General features: G+C 57.9%; 17 protein-coding genes. 6 read left to right on the forward strand and 11 right to left on the reverse strand.

From position 1 onward, the window contains the following. Positions 1 to 20: 20 nt before the first annotated feature. Both OHL23_RS02700 and OHL23_RS02705 read right to left on the reverse strand, forming a co-directional pair. Entirely contained in the window at positions 21 to 1,514 is a 1,494-nt protein-coding gene (locus OHL23_RS02700; RefSeq protein WP_263350235.1) for a TolC family protein, read from the reverse strand. A 111-nt stretch (positions 1,515 to 1,625) separates the two neighbouring features. Beyond that, entirely contained in the window at positions 1,626 to 3,056 is a 1,431-nt protein-coding gene (locus OHL23_RS02705; RefSeq protein WP_263350236.1) for an MATE family efflux transporter, read from the reverse strand. 511 nt (positions 3,057 to 3,567) lie between these two features. Here OHL23_RS02705 and OHL23_RS02710 point away from each other — a divergent pair. Continuing rightward, positions 3,568 to 4,023, forward strand: coding sequence for a PA2169 family four-helix-bundle protein (locus OHL23_RS02710; protein ID WP_263350237.1), 456 nt, complete (start codon positions 3,568 to 3,570; stop codon positions 4,021 to 4,023). Between the two features lie 142 nt (positions 4,024 to 4,165). Here OHL23_RS02710 and OHL23_RS02715 read toward each other — a convergent pair whose 3' ends face one another. Continuing rightward, entirely contained in the window at positions 4,166 to 6,391 is a 2,226-nt protein-coding gene (locus OHL23_RS02715; protein ID WP_263350238.1) for an elongation factor G, read from the reverse strand. 251 nt (positions 6,392 to 6,642) lie between these two features. Here OHL23_RS02715 and OHL23_RS02720 point away from each other — a divergent pair, with 251 nt between their 5' ends. Beyond that, positions 6,643 to 6,873, forward strand: a complete 231-nt coding sequence (locus OHL23_RS02720) for a hypothetical protein (protein WP_263350239.1) — start codon at positions 6,643 to 6,645, stop codon at positions 6,871 to 6,873. Between the two features lie 143 nt (positions 6,874 to 7,016). Here OHL23_RS02720 and OHL23_RS02725 read toward each other — a convergent pair whose 3' ends face one another. Further along, positions 7,017 to 7,280, reverse strand: coding sequence for a hypothetical protein (locus OHL23_RS02725; RefSeq protein ID WP_263350240.1), 264 nt, complete (start codon positions 7,278 to 7,280; stop codon positions 7,017 to 7,019). A 329-nt stretch (positions 7,281 to 7,609) separates the two neighbouring features. On the opposite strand from OHL23_RS02725, the gene OHL23_RS02730 reads away from it, so the two are divergent. The 3 genes from OHL23_RS02730 (at position 7,610) to OHL23_RS02740 (ending at position 9,598) form a co-directional block, all read left to right on the forward strand. Further along, positions 7,610 to 7,981 carry a VOC family protein gene (locus OHL23_RS02730; RefSeq protein WP_263350241.1) on the forward strand — a complete coding sequence of 124 codons (372 nt, stop codon included), beginning with the start codon at positions 7,610 to 7,612 and terminating at the stop codon, positions 7,979 to 7,981. A gap of 208 nt (positions 7,982 to 8,189) precedes the next feature. Next, positions 8,190 to 8,837: a DsbA family protein gene (locus OHL23_RS02735; RefSeq protein ID WP_263350242.1), complete on the forward strand. Its 648-nt coding sequence runs from the start codon at positions 8,190 to 8,192 to the stop codon at positions 8,835 to 8,837. 110 nt (positions 8,838 to 8,947) lie between these two features. Further along, positions 8,948 to 9,598 carry a DsbA family protein gene (locus OHL23_RS02740; RefSeq protein WP_263350243.1) on the forward strand — a complete coding sequence of 217 codons (651 nt, stop codon included), beginning with the start codon at positions 8,948 to 8,950 and terminating at the stop codon, positions 9,596 to 9,598. Between the two features lie 76 nt (positions 9,599 to 9,674). On the opposite strand, the gene OHL23_RS02745 is transcribed toward OHL23_RS02740, so the two are convergent. The 5 genes from OHL23_RS02745 to OHL23_RS02765 all read right to left on the reverse strand — a co-directional run bounded on the left by OHL23_RS02745 (position 9,675) and on the right by OHL23_RS02765 (position 15,593). Beyond that, positions 9,675 to 10,718: a radical SAM protein gene (locus OHL23_RS02745; protein ID WP_263350244.1), complete on the reverse strand. Its 1,044-nt coding sequence runs from the start codon at positions 10,716 to 10,718 to the stop codon at positions 9,675 to 9,677. A 69-nt stretch (positions 10,719 to 10,787) separates the two neighbouring features. Then, complete coding sequence (locus OHL23_RS02750) at positions 10,788 to 12,206, reverse strand: hypothetical protein (protein ID WP_263350245.1); 1,419 nt, start codon at positions 12,204 to 12,206, stop codon at positions 10,788 to 10,790. 439 nt (positions 12,207 to 12,645) lie between these two features. After that, positions 12,646 to 13,539: a PDZ domain-containing protein gene (locus tag OHL23_RS02755; RefSeq protein ID WP_263350246.1), complete on the reverse strand. Its 894-nt coding sequence runs from the start codon at positions 13,537 to 13,539 to the stop codon at positions 12,646 to 12,648. Positions 13,540 to 13,664: 125 nt separating this feature from the next. Further along, positions 13,665 to 14,702, reverse strand: a complete 1,038-nt coding sequence (locus tag OHL23_RS02760) for an anti-sigma factor family protein (protein WP_263350247.1) — start codon at positions 14,700 to 14,702, stop codon at positions 13,665 to 13,667. Positions 14,703 to 14,846: 144 nt separating this feature from the next. Next, on the reverse strand, positions 14,847 to 15,593 hold the full coding sequence (locus tag OHL23_RS02765; RefSeq protein WP_263350248.1) for an RNA polymerase sigma factor: 747 nt from the start codon (positions 15,591 to 15,593) through the stop codon (positions 14,847 to 14,849). 145 nt (positions 15,594 to 15,738) lie between these two features. Here OHL23_RS02765 and OHL23_RS02770 point away from each other — a divergent pair, with 145 nt between their 5' ends. After that, positions 15,739 to 16,395, forward strand: a complete 657-nt coding sequence (locus tag OHL23_RS02770; protein WP_263350249.1) for a ribonuclease HI family protein — start codon at positions 15,739 to 15,741, stop codon at positions 16,393 to 16,395. Positions 16,396 to 16,477: 82 nt separating this feature from the next. Here the strand turns inward: OHL23_RS02770 and OHL23_RS02775 are convergent, their stop codons facing one another. Together OHL23_RS02775 and OHL23_RS02780 are read right to left on the reverse strand one after the other, a co-directional pair. Then, positions 16,478 to 16,921 carry a hypothetical protein gene (locus OHL23_RS02775; RefSeq protein ID WP_263350250.1) on the reverse strand — a complete coding sequence of 148 codons (444 nt, stop codon included), beginning with the start codon at positions 16,919 to 16,921 and terminating at the stop codon, positions 16,478 to 16,480. Next, positions 16,902 to 17,480, reverse strand: a complete 579-nt coding sequence (locus OHL23_RS02780) for a hypothetical protein (protein ID WP_263350251.1) — start codon at positions 17,478 to 17,480, stop codon at positions 16,902 to 16,904. Before OHL23_RS02780 ends, OHL23_RS02775 begins: the two co-directional genes overlap by 20 nt. Between the last annotated feature and the right edge of the window lie 134 nt (positions 17,481 to 17,614).

Raw genomic sequence — 17,614 nt, forward strand, 5'->3', positions numbered from 1 at the left:
CTGCGATCTACTGACAGGAACTACCGTCCCAGGTAAACCTTGTATTGCTGCTCAAGCACGCCCGTACTACGCGCCAGCACCAGTTTATCCACATTGAATTGATACAGGCTCTGAACCAGGTTGCTCTGCGCACTCTGCAACGTCGACTGCGCCTGCACCAACGGCAGCGTGTCGTCGATCCCCGCATTGAAGCGGTCCGTCTCATCCGAGAGCGCCTGCGCCGCCAGATCCACGTTGGACCGCGCCACTTTTACCAGTTCCTCAGCCGCCTGCACATCCAGGAGCGCCGAACGAACCTGCTGATCGATCCGGCCGCGCAAATCTCCCAGTTGCTGATTCACGCCTTCCAATTGCGCCTTGGCCACTTCGGTATCGCCCCGCAGCGTGCCCTCGCGGAAGATCGGCACCTGCAGCGTTCCTATCGCCGACAGCGTTCCGTGATACCCAACTCCGTTCACACCCGTAACCCCGTAGTTGCCCTTGAAGGTCAGCGCCGGCAGCCGCTCCTGCTTGCGCGTGCCCAGCACCATCTTCGCCTCTTGCTGCTGGGCCTGCAGATTCTGGTAATCCTGCCGATTCGCGTAAGCCTCGGTCTTCAGATCCTCCGGCGTCCGCGCTGCCAGTTCGCTATACGGATTCGGATCGGTCAGCTCAATCTTCTGCCCTGGCACCAAACCAATCTCCCGCTTCAGCAGAATCTCCGCCTTCTCGCGCCGGTTCTCGTCGGCCACCACCGTCTGCTGCTGTTGCTGATACTGTACCCGCGCGCGCAGCTCATCCAGATTCGCGACGGTCCCGGCCTCATGCTTGGCATGAGCCTGGTCAAACAGAACCTTATCCGCATCCATCAACGCTTTTGCGTTCTCAACTTCGCTCTGGTCCGCAATCACCGCCAGGTACGCAGTCGCAACCTGCTGCACTACTTCGCCCCGGGCCCGGGTCTTTGCAAAGTAAGCGGCCTTCTCTGCCGCCTTTACCGCTTTGTATCCATCGATCACCTGCCCGGAAAACAGCGTCTGCTCATAATTGATCTGCCCGGTCGTCACATCCGCCTTGGTGATGAACGATATGTCGCTGAAATCCGTGCCCGGAAACAAACCACCGACCTTCTTCAAAAGCCCCGGCCCAAAGCCAAGCGCCGCAAGGTTGTACTCATGCACGCTCGGCCCGCCGCTCACCGTAATCGAGGGCAGAAAGTACTGCACCGCCTCTTTCAGATCTCCATGAAACGCCGTCTCATTGAGTTCGGCCTCTTTGAGACCCAGATTGGTGGCGAAACCCCGCTGCACCGCGTCATCCAGCGACAGCTTCAACACCCCGTCCGTTGCCGGATAGCGCGTGACGCTGCCGTAATACGGGTTGCTCAAGGAGCTCGGATTCGGCGACGGATTTGACGGCAGTTCCGCCGACTGCGCCCGCAAGACCGGCGCCGCGCCCGATGCAATCAAAATCGCAGCCAACACCGGCACGCCGACCCGCCAAAAATCAGAGATTTGCAGCCTTTGCACGAACATTATTCTCTCAGATGAAGTAACCAGCCCGAGGATTCAATCGATTCAGCATTTTCAAGCAGGAAACGAGCTGCGTAAAGCTCGTTCCCTGCAAGAATTCTGCCAGGAACACCCTTAAATCCGAATCCGCTTCCACCGCCCCCGCCGAAACAGCACCACACTCGCCCCGGCAATCGCAAACTGCGCAATCACAAACGCCACAAACGCACCCTCAACCCCAAAATGCATCGGCACCGCCAGGCACCAGGCCAGCGGAATCTCCAGCACCCAGAAGCCGAAGAAATTCACAATCGTCGGAGTAACCGTGTCCCCCGCCCCATTGAAGGCCTGCAGAATCACCATCACATACGCATAGCCCATATTCCCGCAGCTAAATATCCGCAGCGCCATCGCCGCAATCGGCACCACGGCAGGATCATGCACAAACAGCCGCACAATCGGCGTCGCGAAGACAATGAAAAAGATCCCCAGTGTCCCCAAAAAGATCAGGTTGTAAAAACCCGTCCGCCAAACCGCCTGCTCCGCGCGATCCGGCCGCCGAGCGCCAAGATTCTGCCCCACCAGCGTCGCCGCCGCATTGCTCAACCCCCACGCCGGCAATATAAAGAAAATCACAATGCGAATCGCCACCGTGTAACCGGCAACCGCGGCCCCACCAAAGAGCGAAACAATGCGCACCAGTCCAATCCAGCTCGCATTCGAAATAGCGAACTGCAAAATACCCGAGAGCGAAACCCGCAAAAGCCTCCAAAGCACAACAAAGTTCAGCCTCAAATGCCGGCCAAGGATGTGAATGCGCTCGGTCCCGCGCAGCAGCAGCCAGAACTGCACCAGCACCCCAATGCTCCGTCCGATAAACGTCGCAGTCGCCGCGCCCGTAACCCCCATATGCGGAAACGGCCCCAGCCCAAAGATCAGGCACGGATCAAGCACCAGATTCAGAATGTTCGATACCCATAGCAGCCGCATCGCAACCGAAGCATCACCCGCTCCCCGAAAGATCGCATTGTTAAGAAACAGCATGATGATCGCGCCACATCCGCCCAAGGCAACGCGCGCATAGCCGGACCCCACCGCGACAATCGCCGGAGAAGCACCCATCAGCTGCAACAGCCGTGGCGCAAAAAAGCCCGCCGGAATCCCCAGCACCACCGAGATCAGCAGCCCAAGCACAATCGCCTGCACAGCAGAGATCGCCGCGTCCTCCGGATCTTTCTCTCCAATTCGCCGCGCCACCATCGCCGTAGTCGACAGCGCGACGCCAAGGCCAATCGCAAAGACCAGCGCCAGAAGCGTCTCCGTAATCCCTACGGTAGCCACAGCATTCGCGCCAAGCCGCCCAACCCAAAACACATCTACAACCGCGAACAGCGATTCCAGCACCATCTCCAGAACCATCGGAATCGCCAGCAAGAGAATGGAGCGATTCAGGTCGCCAGAGGTAAAGTCCTGGTGCGAGCCGCGCAAAGCCTCTCCCACCGAAGACCAGAATCCATGCGTCACGCCATCCGGATGCTGCGGCGTAGTTATTTCCGTAGCAGACATAAAGATCTCCACAGCACCATCCAGACGATGGCGCCAGCAGTAGGGTCACGCTGCCATGCAAAACAAAATGTGCAGTGCAAGTACCCGAAGTGGAGGTTTCCTCGGGGACCGCAATCAAGCGGCGCAATAGGAAATCAACCCGAGGGAATCCTTAGCGGCGAGGTCGTACAGCGGCGGGCATCTTCATCGGGGCTCTCCAAAGCGGGGATCCGGCTAATGCCACTAATAGTAGCCTAGAACGACGTTAATCGGCTATCTGATTCATTGGCGGTTCTATTTTCACCTGAGCAGAAAAGCACCCCAAAGGCAACGGCGAAACCGAATCGCGCTTCTATACCAAGGAACGCATCGGCCCCCGCAATGGCCACACGTTCGGTACGGAACAGGGGCGCTTGGTTTTCGCGATTTCCCTGACTCGCCGGTGACGAAGGAGAATCGCAATGACAGTCACCGGACCCTGTCCGTACATCCCCCAAACAGCTCGATAACTCCCCTAATCGAAAGGAACGAGATGCCCACCCCATCGAACACCCTCAAGGAAGTCGAAGAAACCTTGCGCCTCGTCATTCAGAGCCTCATAGACGATCAGGAAGGATTCCAGAAGATCGGCGACGCATTGAAGGACGAAGGCCTCAAGCGTTACTTCCTGACTGAGTCCCTGAATCGCGCTCATTTCCGCGGCAACCTCGAAACCATCCTTCATCAGGAAGGCGTTGCCGACATCAAGGAAAGCGGCACCATGACTGCCAAGCTCCTTCGCGCATGGGGCAACCTCAAGACCGCCCTCGGCGGCGATCACGCCCTCCTCGAAACCGCCGAGCAGGCAGAAGACGAAGCCATCAAAGCATACGAAGATGCACTCACCAGAGAACTGCCTCTGCCCGTCCGTCAGCTCCTCGTCTCCCAGGAAGCACACATTGAGGCCTCCCACGACTACGTGAAAATCGCACGGGAAAGAATCAAGTAGCCTGCGATCTGCTTCAGATTGATGAAAAACCCTCAGCTTTGAAGGGGCGCGGCTTTAGCCGCGCCATAGACACCACAAAATCAGTCGGCCTTTAGGCCCCGAGGGAAGCTTTTCATCTTTGTCAGCGGTTTATCCGTCGCCGTTACTCCTCTTCAGCTTCCACCGGCTTCTTCGCCGTAGCCAGAATCTTTTCCGCCACTAACTGCGGCACCACGTCGTAATGCTTCAACTCCATGTGAAAGCTACCCCGCCCCTGGGTAATCGAAGTCAGCGTAGTTCCATAACTCAGCATCTCCGCCATCGGAACCTCCGCCGCAATCACCGTCGCCTTGCCACGCGCCTGCATTCCCTGCACCCGGCCGCGACGCCCATTGAGATCCCCCATCAGCGCCCCGGCAAACTCCTCCGGAGCTTCCACTTCCACCTTCATAATCGGCTCCAGCAGACACGGCTTCGCCTGCTCCATCGCTTTCTTGAAGGCCAGCCGTCCCGCCACCTTGAATGACAGCTCATTCGAATCCACCTCGTGATAACTGCCGTCATACACCGTCGCCTTGAAGTCCACCACCGGATACCCGGCCAGGAATCCCCGCAGCGCCGTCTCTACAATCCCCTTCTCGACCGCCGGCACATACTGCCTGGGGATCGAACCGCCAAAGATCTCGTTGCCAAACTCAAATCCAGTCCCGCGCGGCAGAGGCTCCAGTCGAATCTTGCAATCCCCATACTGGCCATGCCCGCCGGACTGCTTCTTATGCCGTCCCTGCGCCTCCGCCTTGCCGCGAATCGTCTCCCGATACGGCACCTTCGGAGCCTTCAGCGTCACCTCGGTGTGATACCGCCGCTTGAGCCGCGAAACAATCGCCTCGATATGCTGCTGGCCCGACCCAGCGACCAGAAATTCATGCGTCTCCGCATCGCGGAAGAAGCGCACCAACTGGTCCTCCTCCATGATCTTGTGCAGCGCCCCAGCCAGCTTGTCCTCATCCGCCCGCGTCTTCGGCTCAATCGCGTAAGTCATGCTCGGCTCAGGCCGCTCCGGCAATTCCACGCGAATCTCCGCGCCCTTTTGTCCCAGCGTATCGCCCGTAAACGTATCGCGCAGCTTGGCCACAGCTCCGAGATCCCCGGCATGAAGCTCCGTCACCTCGACAGCCTTGCGCCCCTGCATCACGCTCAGATGCGAAAGCTTCTCCTGCCCCTTGCGCGCGTAGTTCTCCACGCAGGAATCCGTCTTCACCACCCCGCTCACCACCTTGAAAAAGCTGATCCGGCCCGTAAACGGGTCGCTCATCGTCTTGAAGACAAACAGCGCCACCGGTTCGCTGTCCGCCACCGGCCGCAGAACGATGTCGGCGTCATTCTTGTCGTTGCCCATCCCGCTCCCGTATCCCGAAACCTCGCCATTCCCATGCTCCGCCTCGCCGCCACTTGCGCCCAATCCAGCCGCGTGACCATTCGCGGCCACCGTCTCCATGACCTCGATGCCGCTCACCGCCACTGCCGCCCGCTCCGAGGCTGCAGGCGCATACACCTTCAGAAAGTCCAGCAGATGATCGGTAGCCACATTGGCTTCGCCGCTCGTAAACAACACCGGAAATATCCGATCCTCGCGAATCGCCTCATGCAGCGCCGTAATCAGGTGCTGCTCCGGAATCGTCCCCTCGGCAAAGAACTCCTCCATCAACTCATCCTTGCCCTCGGCCACCAGCTCCACCAGCGCCTCGTGAGCCGCGCGCGCTGCCGCCAGCATGTGCCCCGGAACCTCGCCAATCCGCCCCGATCCGTTCCCATTCGTCTCGTAGAAAAAGGCCTGCATCGTAATCAGATCCACCACCCCATGAAACCCCTCGGGGCCAGTAATCGGAAGCTGCACCGGAACGCACGTCCGCCCCCAGCGCTCATGCAAATCCTCCATCAGCGCCGACAATCCCTGCCCGCCGCCCGCCCGCGGAGAATCCATCTGATTCAGCACCACAATCCGCGGCAGGTTCGCTTCTTCGGCATACTTCCACACCCGCTCCGTCACCGCCTCCACGCCGCACTGCGCATTCACCAGCACCAGCGCCGCCTCTACCGGCAGCATCGCGGCCTTCGCCTCATGCGAAAACATATGAAATCCGGGCGTATCCACAAGATTGATCTTCACTCCCTGCCATTCAGCAAAGGCCACTGCATTCTGCATCGTCGTCCCGCGCGCCACGTCCTCTTCGTCATAAGCGGTCACAGCAGAACCATCTGCAACTCTGCCCCTTGCTGCGGTCATCTTCGCGGCATGCAACAGCGCGGCAATTAAAGTAGTCTTGCCGCTCCGCGCATGCCCCACTACAGCTACATTGCGGATCTCACTTCCCGGATAAGTTTTCATAGGGATTCTCCTTGAAGGTTGCGAAATTGAAATTGACGAGCGTTGTCATCCTGAGCGCAGCGATGGATCTGCTTTTGACTAGCGGGTGCCCAAGGTCGCGCTTTTGAGACCTAGGCCTCATTCGTGCGCCGCACGAACCCAAAAGCCGCGCCCAACCAGAGAACCGGGGCCCCATCCTAAGCGCAGCCTCATCGCGCTTAGGGTGGGATACCGCCAAAGCCAGCGACCTCCCCAGACCCAGGGAATTCGTAATGGCGTCCAGTTGGGCGTCTTTGTGGTCCCAAACCCAGGTAAGGCTGAGACGCAGGCCGCAGAGCGCGACCATTCCGCTACTTCTGCCGTCCTCCGTCATGCGGAATAACTCCGGCAGGCGCTTACGCGATATAGAGCAGCGCGTCAGCGTCTTCACTAAAGAAGACGAAGCCTATCACACAGAGGGAATCAACCTCAACGACAATGCGCCCAACAATATCCAGATTTAGACCCTTGATTTTGATCGCCGACAACCGAGTGATAAGCTGACCGCATGAAAAATAGGGCAAATTGGGCTCTGTTGCTCCTAACTTTAGGGTTACTGGGAGCCACGAATGACCCTTATAGAACGCTGACACCAGAGCAAAAGTCTCTATTCAAACCAGCCGTCGAAAGATACATAAACGATCAGGAGAAACAAAATTGGGCTGATCTTTGGGAAATTCAGGATCAGACCTCCGACCTCAAAAACGAACTTCTTCTCGGACGTCGAGACGCCCCTGATATGAGTAAGCAGGAGTTCATTTCTGCCATGCGAGAGGTCATCGATACCGGCGGACGTCCACGATTGCGGTCCTTTGAACTGCGAGAGGTTCGTGTCGATAAAGGAGACTTCATCATGATCGGATGCGGTCATGCAACGCGGGAGTCCTGGCAGGGGACTGGCTTCGTAATCGCTGGAATAAGACTCATAGATGGAAAGCCCAAGTTCGACATATGGAGCATGACGTCTAGCTCCTGCTCCTAGCCATGAAACTCCTAATCGGCGTCGTCCTGTTCGTCCTCATCGTGTTTCCCTGATCGCTCACTACAAGTGGAAGCAATGGATCGCGGCCAGCAGGGAGCAGCGCGACGGCCCGCCACAGAAATAATCACAATACCAAGACACAGGATCTCGCGTGCGTGCTAAGCTTTTCGCGATCCGCCCCGCCGCAGAAATGTAGCATGCAGAGGAGGAAACGACCTATGGCAAGACTTTCGCGGATCGCCCCCGAACTTCCGGTCGCCAATCTCCAGGGATCAATTGATTACTACCAGCAGAAACTCGGCTTTCAACTCGTCTCAGAGTTGCCAAGCCGAGACTACGCGATCCTCGAGCGCGACGAAGTTGCCATCCACCTCTTTCGAGACAGCGACCATTCCCATTCCCCGGTCGGCATCCACATCTTCACCCCCGACCTCGAAGCGCTACACGACGAGCTGGTTCAGCGCGGCGCTCATCTGTCGCAGGGAATTCTGCGTAAACCTTGGGGAAACCGCGATTTCCGCGTAAACGACAGCTCGGGGAACGAGATTAAATTCACCGAGCCTCTGTCCCCGGACGAGTCAGCGGAGTAAGCGCCTCGTGCGATCCTGTTCTCAGTCATGAAAATCATAATCGGACTAGTCGCGCTAGTCCTCGTAGCCATATCCCTCATCGCCGACTACAAATGGAAGCAGTGGATAGCCGCTCGCAAACACGAGCGGGACCAGCCCAAATAGTCTCTGCGTCACTCTTTTCCATATCCGCCCGTTACAATCGCTTCAAGGAAAACGTCCAAACCCTATGAATTCATCCCGCGCCACCATCCTGGCAGTTCTCCTTTCCAGTCTTGTCGCCGCTACCCCCGCGCTCTCGCAGTTTGGCGGGTCGCCGAGCGGAACCCAGGTCCACGACACTTCCGCCTTGCATCCACCGGCTGGTGCGCACGTAGCGATCGTTGAGTTCGAAGATCAGGAGTGCCCCCTCTGCGGCCATGACAATCCAGTTCTGAAGGCGGCGGCTGCCAAGTACAACATTCCCTGGGTTCGCCATGATTTCCCGCTGAAAATGCACGCCTGGAGTTTTGAGGCCGCCGTGGATGCACGCTGGTTCGACACCAAATCAAAGAAGCTCGGTGACGAATATCGCGACGCGATCTTCGCCAACCAGCCCTCTTTCTACAACGACCCTACTTTGGTGCGGAAATTCACGGAGAGTTTCGCCCAGAACCATGCGATCCAGTTACCGTTTGCTCTCGACCCACAGGGCAATCTCGCAGCCGGGGTGACGGCGGACTACAACCTGGGTGTGCGAACAGGCATCGAACACACCCCAACCATCTGGATCGTCACCGACCACAGCCGCGGGGCGCCGTTTATCGAAGTGACCAATATTCAAAACCTGTATCAGATCATCGATCAGGCACTGGCTGACACCAAGGGCGTCAAATAAGCGGAAAATCGCCCCAACTCCGGGATCTTTGACGATGAATCGAAGCAGCGAAGCTCTTTCCTCGCGCCGCTCGCCCGTTACAATATTGTCGAGGACATCGTCCAAAGCCTATGCTCCGCACCCATCCGATCCGCTCCGCCGCCCTTGCTCTCGCGACCCTCGGCGCACTCGCCGCCCCGGCACTAGCCCAGTTCGGCGGCGCGCCGCCCACCACCCAGGTCCACGACCCCTCCGCGCTAAGGCCGCCAGCAGGCGCCCGCGTCGCCATCATCGAATTCGAAGACATGGAGTGCCCCGACTGCGCCCGCGCCAACCCACTCCTCAAGGAAGCCAGCGACCAGTACCACATCCCCTGGGTGCGTCACGACTTCCCCCTCGCCTTCCACGCATGGAGCTTCCAGGCCGCCGTCAACGCCCGCTGGTTTGATACGAAATCCAAGAAAATCGGCGACGATTACCGCGACGCCGTCTTCGCCAACCAGCCCTCCATCACCTCGCTCGAAGTCCTGCGCACCTTTTCCGAGAAATTCGCCGCCGACCACAAGCTCGCGCTGCCTTTCGCCATCGACCCCGAGGGCAAGCTCACCGCGGCCGTCAAAGCCGACTACGCCCTCGGCCAGAGAGTCGGCATCGAACACACCCCGACGATCTGGGTAGCCACCAGCCAGTCCAAAGGCGCCCCATTTGTAGAAGTGGTAGATCGCACCAAACTCTTCCAGCTAATCGACCAGGCCCTGGCCGACACCCGCGCGTCGAAATAGCTACGCCGCAAAAAAGAACCGCCCCGAACCTACTGCATTCGGGGCGGTTTTGTTTTTATATGGAACGGAAGAGTGTCTAATTAGCACCCTGAATCGTCACCAACCCCGGCGCTTCACCAGCGTGTCCCCCCGGCGAAATGGACCGAGTCTGCGGCGTCCGCCAGTGGTCGATATAGCTGATCTGATGCACGCAGCTAACCGTGCAGTTCGGCGAACACGACTTCGCAGTGACAAACTCCCGCTTCACATCCGCCGTCGTGTATTCAGCCAGCGGAATCCCAGGAAACCCGCGCTGCTGCGAGCAGTAATGCACCAGCCCATCCTCGCAGATATACAGATACCGCGAACCTGCCCGGCAGCGCCAGTCATTCGGCTTGCCCTGCGCAATCGCCTCCTGAAACTGGTTAAACCGCGAATAACTCCGCCGCTTCAGGTTCTTCACCGCAAAGTAGATCTTCGCTTCTTCCGGCTGCAAAGGCTTCAACTGCCCGCTGCCGTCATGGATAATCCCAATCGTGTTGCTGAAACCCAGCTCCAGCGCGCGCTTCGAGATCACCAGCGCGTCATTCGGGTCTTTTATGCCGCCGCCCACCACCGAGTTGATATTCACGTGGAACTCGGCGTGCTCGGCCAGCATCTCCAGCTTCTTGTCCAGCACCTTGAGGCTCTTCATCGAAACATCGTCAGGATTGATGTTGTCGATCGAGATCTGCATGTGGTCCAGGCCAGCCCGGTTCAGCCGCTCGATCCGCTCCACATTCAGCAGATAGCCATTGGTGATCATCCCGGCCATCGCGCCCACTTTGCGCATCCGCCGGATCACGCCATCCAGTTCCGGATGCGTCAGCGGCTCGCCACCGGAAATCGTAATAATGCTCGTCCCCAGCCGCCCCAGATGATCGATGCGCCGCTCCATCTCATCCAGCGGCACCGGCTTCGAAACCTTGTCGTACTCGTTGCAATACGCGCACGAAAGATTGCAGAAGCGCATCGGCACAATCTGCGCCATCACCGGATGCCCGGTCGAGGCCAGCGCCCTGCCGACCAACGCCAGCTCGCGCACGTTGCGCTTTGCAGCCAGCATCCGCCCGTGCGCAGTCAACTTACGAGGAGTACCCATCCTTCTTATTCAACCACATTCCGCAACCTGCAGCCACGCAGTCAAGCTAACCCAGACCAAACAAGGCGGTTACCTCGCAGCCCGGCCCAGGTGCAACATCGGCAAACCATGCCGGATTTTCTGGAAATAACAGATCTCCACCAGCGTAGGCCACAGCTCAATCGAAGCCTTGATCACCCCGATTGCATCATCCACAATCCGCAAAAGATTGTGCTGAAAGAAATCCGGCTCAAACCCATAGAAAGCCTTTTGCAGATTCGCCGCGAAAATCTTCAGCGCATCTACCCGCTCCTGGCTTTTCGCCGTCTCCGCGCCCTTGAGCGCCCGCGAATGCAGTCCGGTAATCTTCTCAAGAATCTCCTCCGCATCCTGCGCCGTAACTTCGCCCGAGTAATCGAAGCTGATTCCCAGGTCATCCACGCTCGTCAGCGAAGACTTGATCTTCCGCTTCAGCAGATTCGCAATCTCCTCATTCAATATCTCCGAAGCCGGCGGATTCCGCATGTAGTTACTCTTGCTGTGATGCTGCGCCGCATCCACATGCGCCGCCACGATACTGTTCTGCTGTATCCACAGCCGGTAAATGTAATCCTCAAAACGCAATCGCGTCGGAAAGAACGGAGGCAGCCCAAAAGTATTGTCATAACCCGCCACACCGCAATCCATCCGCCAATTCTTGTTCGTAACCACCGGCCGGAAGTTCACCAGAACATATAAGTCATTCAATACATCAAGGCTCACCTGCTGCTCGTCATTCAGGAACATATCCACAAAGTCGATTGCGTCGATATCATTGGTCCCCGATCGGAAAGTCTGCGCAATCTTCACCACCGCATTCTCAGGAACATTCCCCCGCTGCAACAGCATCGCGTTCTCTTCAGCCAGCCCCTTCGTCGCATTCGTCTCCAGATCCATCGCCGTATCGACCAGCAGCTCGCCGCGCTCATAGTTCTCCGGAACCTCCGAAACCGGCTTGCCCAGCACATCGAAGAACGCCGACATCATATCGAACGACTTGCGCACATAGCCGTTCTTGCCCACCTTATGCAACCGCCCACGGCTGATCTCGTCATCTTCCAGCGACTCAGGGCTATCCTCCATCAGCGAATAAGGACGCATATCGTCATCCGAGCTAACCATCAGCCCGCCCAGCGAGTACATCAATGTGTAGTTTCGATTTCCCCCATAACTGGGGCGGAAGAGATTCTTGACCAGCGGCTCTAATCGATTGTTTCTAAGTCTTGAGTTGACATAGGAGATGAATTCCTCCTTCTGCCTCGGACCTACATACCACAGGTCACATCGGGTCTTCGTCTCATCCAGACAACTGAAATACTTCTCAACATTGGTGGGAGTGGAATCATCGAACACAATCATCTGCGGCGAGTGGCCGTTGCGCCAGAAATGTTCGTCATACTCGTGGATTGTTTCACTCACATCGCGCAATCGATGCGTCGGAACGACAAAGTAAGTCTTGGGTTCATTCATAAAGGATCGGGATACTCTCGCAAGTCATAGTCGAGTGACCCGACCCAACGCCTTCGCCTGAGAAAGGCAACCGGGTTCAAATACAGCAGGTGCAAGCCACTACTCATAACCCACTGATTCTAGGCCCGAATTTGAAAGCATTCCGTAAGGATAAGATAGTCATTTTCACTACAGCATTTTCGCTTCCGGTGCTTACAACGCGACCACTGCCTACACGGTTTTTCCTCAAGAAAAACCGTACTTGGCTGATCTCAATTGTTAGGACTAGAAGCGAAAATGCTCTAATCCGCTCCAACAAATACTCAGAACATTAGGAATCGATAAAGAATTTACTTACACAAATCAACCTGCCCAAGTTATTTCAGATACCGCAAAAAGCGCGGACCATAAGTCCGCGCCTTCACAACCAACCAGTTTCGTCATTTAAGACACAAGCAGGCTACGACTTGTGCCGCTTTCCATCCACCTGCAGCAGCACCAGTTGCTTCATCCGGTCGCGCAGAATCTCCACCTGCACCGGCTTGCCCTCACTCGACCGCAGCAGCCGCTCCCAGTCGCTCGAAGTCACAACCGTTTCGCCGCCAACCTCCAGAATCACATCATGCGATCTCAGCCCGGCCACATCCGCTTCGCTCCTGCGGGCCACGCTCTTGATCATCACCCCGCCGCCAACCCCAAGGAAATCCGCCATCTGCGCCGTCAGCGGCTCGACCATCGCGCCCACATGCAGCGAGCTCCCAAAAAACGGCGAATGAAATCCACCCGCGGAAGGAAGATCGGCCCCATTTGAAACGAAGCTGTTCCCCGAACCTGACGTCATGCCAACCGTGTCCAGCCGCTCCCGTGCTTCTTCCTGCACCTTGCGCCGGTCGGCCAACTGCACTGGCACCGTCTGCAACGCCCCATCGCGGCTAATCAGCAATTGCAGCTTCCGCCCTGGAGGAGCCTCGTGCAGAATCTGTTTCACCTGCTCAGCGTCGTCAATCTCCCGGCCATTCACCTGCAGAATTACGTCATGCAGCATCAATCCGGCTTTTCCCGCCGGAGCATCATGATCCAGAATCGTGATCTCTGCCCCGCGCGTATCCTTCAGATGCAGCGCCTGCGCCCTGTCCGCGTCCACGTCGCCCACATCTACGCCCAGAAACCCCTGCGATTTCGAATGCAACAGCAAAAGCGTGGGTTCATCCAAAACATCGATCAACTGCAGGCTCTGCGCCCGCGCAGCTAACCCGATCGACAGCCCACCCGCCACCAGAACCCCGGCAAAGAAGCGCACCCTTCCCGGAATTCCGACTCCACCTACCCTGCACGGCCTCAAAAAGTGATCCATTTTCTTTAACTCCCCGCGGCTGACTTGTGATCCCCACCCGCACTCTGTCTGACGGCGCGGTGCAGGGAATGTGAGTCTATCTTTGCTGAGAAGAAATCCCCGAATGAGTTGAAGGTCCTGCGGAATTACTGTATCTCAGAAACCCGGCGCAGTACCACCCTCGACGCGCTCCGGATATTCGAATTCTGATCGGAAGCCGCCACCGTTGACAAGACCTGTCTTACGCTCGTGTCCGCTTCCACCGGCTCCAGCATACTGATCGCTGCCGACCGGATGCGCGCATCCGGATCATTCAGCAGCGTCTCCAGCACCGCATCGCGCACTTGCATGTCCTCAGCCACGAATGGCTGCAGGCCTTCCAACGCCTTTTGCCGCACCGCGGCGCTTCGGTCGTAGCGTAGCGCCACCATCAGCGCGTCGCGAACACCCGTGCCCTGCCTGTCCGCGCCCTCGCAGCCACGGCCCGAACGGCATTCGGCAGCCAGCAGTCCCACCGAGTCATTCCGCACATCCGGATTCGCCCCATTCTGCGAAGCCAGCATCAGCAACTGGCGAATCTGCGGATTGTCCACCGTGCCTTCCACCTGCCTGCGCTCCACCTGGTTATAGCGCACCTGAACCAGATTCGAATTCGGCTGCCGGACAATCCCCGAGACGCTCGCGATCTCACCAGAAGCGAGGGGTGCACCCAGACTCACCGCAGGCGCTTCCGAACGTTCCAGATGAGCTGCGCCAACTACGCTAGCGCTCACATTTCCAGAACCGTTGCCGGCAATTCCAGCCGCGTGCCGCGCCGCAAACTCATATCCGCCCAGGCTGCCCAACCCGGCTCCCGCCACCAGCAGCAGACAAGCCGCCACCGGCGCCGACTGCAAACCAGCCGCCGTCCGCGTCATCCAATCCGCAACCCGGTCATACCACCGCTTCGGCGGCAGCGCATCCAGGGCGTCCTCAAGCCGCGTTCGGCTTCTCGCAATCAGATTGGCATTCGGTTCGAGCATCGGATACGCCGCCGACAGCGTTTTCAAAGCCAGCAACTGCTCCTGCTCCTGTCGACACTCCGCACAACCCGCCGTATGCATGGCCAAAGTATGCGCCTGATCGTCCGGCAACTCACCGTACGCCGCCAGCACAACCTTTTCGTGGATTTCTGAACAATTCATGGTCTGTACGTCCTGTTCGCCTCAAAAATTTGTTTACGCCAGAGCTTCAGTTGCCGTGTTTCGGCGCTCTCCGCGCTCTCCGGCAATCTATTAGGAAGCCCATTCACGCCCGCGAACCCAACCGCGTCCACGGCAATCCAACCTCTACCGCAAACCCGCCAGTTGACATCGCAACTTCTTGGTCGCCCTGAAAAGGGTATTCTTCGCAGTTTCTTCCGTAGTGCTCAACATCTCTCCGATCGTCCGCAACCGGAGCCCTTGATAATGCTTCAGTTCAAAGACCATCCGCTCGCGCGGCGTCAGCGTCTCCAGAGCCACCTGAATCCGCTCTCCCAGAACCTTCCGATCCAGCTCTTTCCCCGGATTCGAAAACGCCCTCTCATCCGATACAGATGCCATCAGATCGATTTCGTCGCCGGAATGATCCAGCACTACCGCCGAATCCTCCCGCCGCGTCTTACGCCGTCGCAGTTGATCCAGGCACAGGTTGGTCACAATCCGGTAAATCCACGTATAGAACGAGCATTCGAACCGAAAGTTGTTCAAATACCGGTAGGCCTTCAGAAAAGCCTCCTGGTAAATGTCCTCCGCGTCCTGTTCGCTGCCCGTCAGGTGCAGCGCGAGCCGCAAAACCTGGTGCTCATACTGCCGCACCAAAGCATCGAATGCCGCCCGCGATCCGGCCTGCGCCTCGCGAATCAGATCCATCTCCGTCGCGCGAACCCGCAGTTTCTCCTCATTGCTCTGCTGAACATGAGCCTGCGCCCTGCCCTGCCGAGCTGTTTGCCCATCGCTGGTCGTCGTCACCATACCTGGCAAGGATTGTACGCCCAAGGCCCGTGACCACGCTGCGCTCATCGGAGCAGCCAAAGGAACTGCGTCTGTCGCCATACGTCTGTTCTCCAGAATTAAAACGCGTGCCGGCAAATCGAATACTACGTGCCAGATGGACGCGCTCAAATCGCATTTGTGAGCGTTTTTGTCCTCTCCGTCGTCCGCTGTTCCGTCCACAGACCTTCCCGATACACTAATCGAGATGAACTCGACCCTGTTCCCCACTCCCGAAACCTCCACCGAAATGCTCATCGCCCACTGCGACGGAGGCTCCCGTGGCAACCCCGGCCCAGCCGGCTACGGCGCCGTCATCGAAGACCCGAACGGCCGCGTCCTCGCGCGCCTCAGCGAATACTTAGGCAAGCGCACCAACAACTACGCCGAATACTCCGCCCTCCTCGGCGTCCTCGCCTGGTGCCTCGAAAACAAACACCGCCGCCTGCGAGTCGTTGCCGACTCCGAGCTGATGGTCAAGCAGATGCAGGGCAAGTACAAAGTCAACAGCCCCGACCTGCGCCCACTGTGGGAAGAAGCTCGCCGCCGCGCGAATCAATTGGAGAAATTCGAGATCGCCCACACCCTGCGCGGCGGCAACAAGGAAGCCGATCAGCTCGCCAACGACGCCATGGACCGCGGCATGGGCCGAACCCCGTCCGCGCCGCCCACTGCCGCAACAGCATCCGCAGGCCCAGCCAAACCCGCCTCCAGAGCATCCCCAAGTAGTTCGCCGAACCGCGAAGCGGACCCGGCCATCCGGCGAGGACCACAGACTCTCGAAGGCTTCGTGAAAAATGGCGTAGTCCACATCATCAACGGCGAACTCCCAGACGGAATCTTCGTAAAGATCATCCGCGGGTAAGAGGCAAACGCAAAAAAACCTCCTGGATAGGCCAAGAGGCCATTTCCAGGAGGTGAGTGTTGCAGGTATATCCGCTGACTGCCTAAAACGTAAGCAGTCGATCGAAGAACGAACGATAGCGCTTCATCGCTTGCCTTAGATCTTCCGTCGAAACATCTGATCCGCTGTCCCACTGTTTCTCCAACTGCTCGCGCTCAGCGGAAAATTGCTCCGCGATACGCTGCACCACATTCGCAACCAGGGAGTCGGCCTGTTCCACGGCCTTACGCGGCTCGTCCACAAACGAAGTCTGTACGCGATCCCAGCGGCTCCGGAAAGCCTGCATCTCATTGTCCGGAAACAGAGGCCCAGCCGCTTCCAATACCTCCGGGCCGCCTGCTTCCATTTGTCTGCCTTCAATCTCCTGTCGTCCGACAGTGTCGGTAGCTGGATCGATAACGGCGGCCCGGGCACCGGCGCCACTTCGGGCAGGATAGGCAATATCACGGGTTGTTAACTGCTCATCGTTAAGACGCAATTCGTCCATGGGAAACTCCTGTCATTTCAGATTTCGGTGTTTCAAGCAACTCATCGAATAGCGACCGGTAATACACCAGAGCCTGTCGCAACTCCTCGGTGGTAGCCTGCCCCTTCGCATGGCGCGTAGAGATCAAGCGCGCGGCCCGGTAATTCTGCACCACCCTCGGGTAATGAACAGAGATATCAGCAGAGCGCTGCTCAAAGGTAGCCATTGGATAGCCGCGTGTAGTCATCACGGCCGTAACCAGACTGTCCGCTTCATTGACGGCCATCGCCGGATCGTCGACGAATCGCTTCTGCACATTCGCCCACTCTTCCGCGTATATCCGCCTGTCCTCTCTCGACAGTTCATGGATCGAAAGCTTCTCGACCCGCTTCTCTCGATCGGCCAGAACCGCTTCAGCCCTTCGCGGATCTCCCTGCTCTCTCACCAATTGGTCGTATTCCGGACCGAAGCGTTCCTTCAGCCGCTCAGTGCGACGCTTGCGTTCGATCACGAACACAAACACCACAACAGCAACAACAACTACCGCCATGAGAATCGCGATAACAGTTTTCGTATCCATTGAACTGAATCCTCCATGAGTTCTCAGTTCAATCGGATGCCCGTCCTCTGTCTTGGCGATGCCCCGGCGGAGCCTATTTCCATCAATCGCCTGATCTGTTTTGACCAGCAGTTCAGCGAATAACGCCAGGGCGC

It is taken from the genome of Acidicapsa acidisoli (genome assembly GCF_025685625.1).
Lineage (GTDB): Bacteria > Acidobacteriota > Terriglobia > Terriglobales > Acidobacteriaceae > Acidicapsa > Acidicapsa acidisoli.

What these genes read in the sequence shown, in the direction of transcription:
- OHL23_RS02715 (WP_263350238.1), bottom strand. Translation starts at nt 6,391, where the DNA reads ATGAAAACTTATCCGGGAAGTGAGATCCGCAATGTAGCTGTAGTGGGG.
- OHL23_RS02750 (WP_263350245.1), bottom strand. Translation starts at nt 12,206, where the DNA reads ATGAATGAACCCAAGACTTACTTTGTCGTTCCGACGCATCGATTGCGC.
- OHL23_RS02775 (WP_263350250.1), bottom strand. Translation starts at nt 16,921, where the DNA reads ATGGACGAATTGCGTCTTAACGATGAGCAGTTAACAACCCGTGATATT.
- OHL23_RS02760 (WP_263350247.1), bottom strand. Translation starts at nt 14,702, where the DNA reads ATGAATTGTTCAGAAATCCACGAAAAGGTTGTGCTGGCGGCGTACGGT.
- OHL23_RS02720 (WP_263350239.1), top strand. Translation starts at nt 6,643, where the DNA reads ATGGCGTCCAGTTGGGCGTCTTTGTGGTCCCAAACCCAGGTAAGGCTG.
- OHL23_RS02735 (WP_263350242.1), top strand. Translation starts at nt 8,190, where the DNA reads ATGAATTCATCCCGCGCCACCATCCTGGCAGTTCTCCTTTCCAGTCTT.
- OHL23_RS02740 (WP_263350243.1), top strand. Translation starts at nt 8,948, where the DNA reads ATGCTCCGCACCCATCCGATCCGCTCCGCCGCCCTTGCTCTCGCGACC.
- OHL23_RS02755 (WP_263350246.1), bottom strand. Translation starts at nt 13,539, where the DNA reads ATGGATCACTTTTTGAGGCCGTGCAGGGTAGGTGGAGTCGGAATTCCG.
- OHL23_RS02725 (WP_263350240.1), bottom strand. Translation starts at nt 7,280, where the DNA reads ATGACCGCATCCGATCATGATGAAGTCTCCTTTATCGACACGAACCTC.
- OHL23_RS02705 (WP_263350236.1), bottom strand. Translation starts at nt 3,056, where the DNA reads ATGTCTGCTACGGAAATAACTACGCCGCAGCATCCGGATGGCGTGACG.
- OHL23_RS02765 (WP_263350248.1), bottom strand. Translation starts at nt 15,593, where the DNA reads ATGGCGACAGACGCAGTTCCTTTGGCTGCTCCGATGAGCGCAGCGTGG.
- OHL23_RS02770 (WP_263350249.1), top strand. Translation starts at nt 15,739, where the DNA reads ATGAACTCGACCCTGTTCCCCACTCCCGAAACCTCCACCGAAATGCTC.
- OHL23_RS02745 (WP_263350244.1), bottom strand. Translation starts at nt 10,718, where the DNA reads ATGGGTACTCCTCGTAAGTTGACTGCGCACGGGCGGATGCTGGCTGCA.
- OHL23_RS02700 (WP_263350235.1), bottom strand. Translation starts at nt 1,514, where the DNA reads ATGTTCGTGCAAAGGCTGCAAATCTCTGATTTTTGGCGGGTCGGCGTG.
- OHL23_RS02780 (WP_263350251.1), bottom strand. Translation starts at nt 17,480, where the DNA reads ATGGATACGAAAACTGTTATCGCGATTCTCATGGCGGTAGTTGTTGTT.
- OHL23_RS02730 (WP_263350241.1), top strand. Translation starts at nt 7,610, where the DNA reads ATGGCAAGACTTTCGCGGATCGCCCCCGAACTTCCGGTCGCCAATCTC.
- OHL23_RS02710 (WP_263350237.1), top strand. Translation starts at nt 3,568, where the DNA reads ATGCCCACCCCATCGAACACCCTCAAGGAAGTCGAAGAAACCTTGCGC.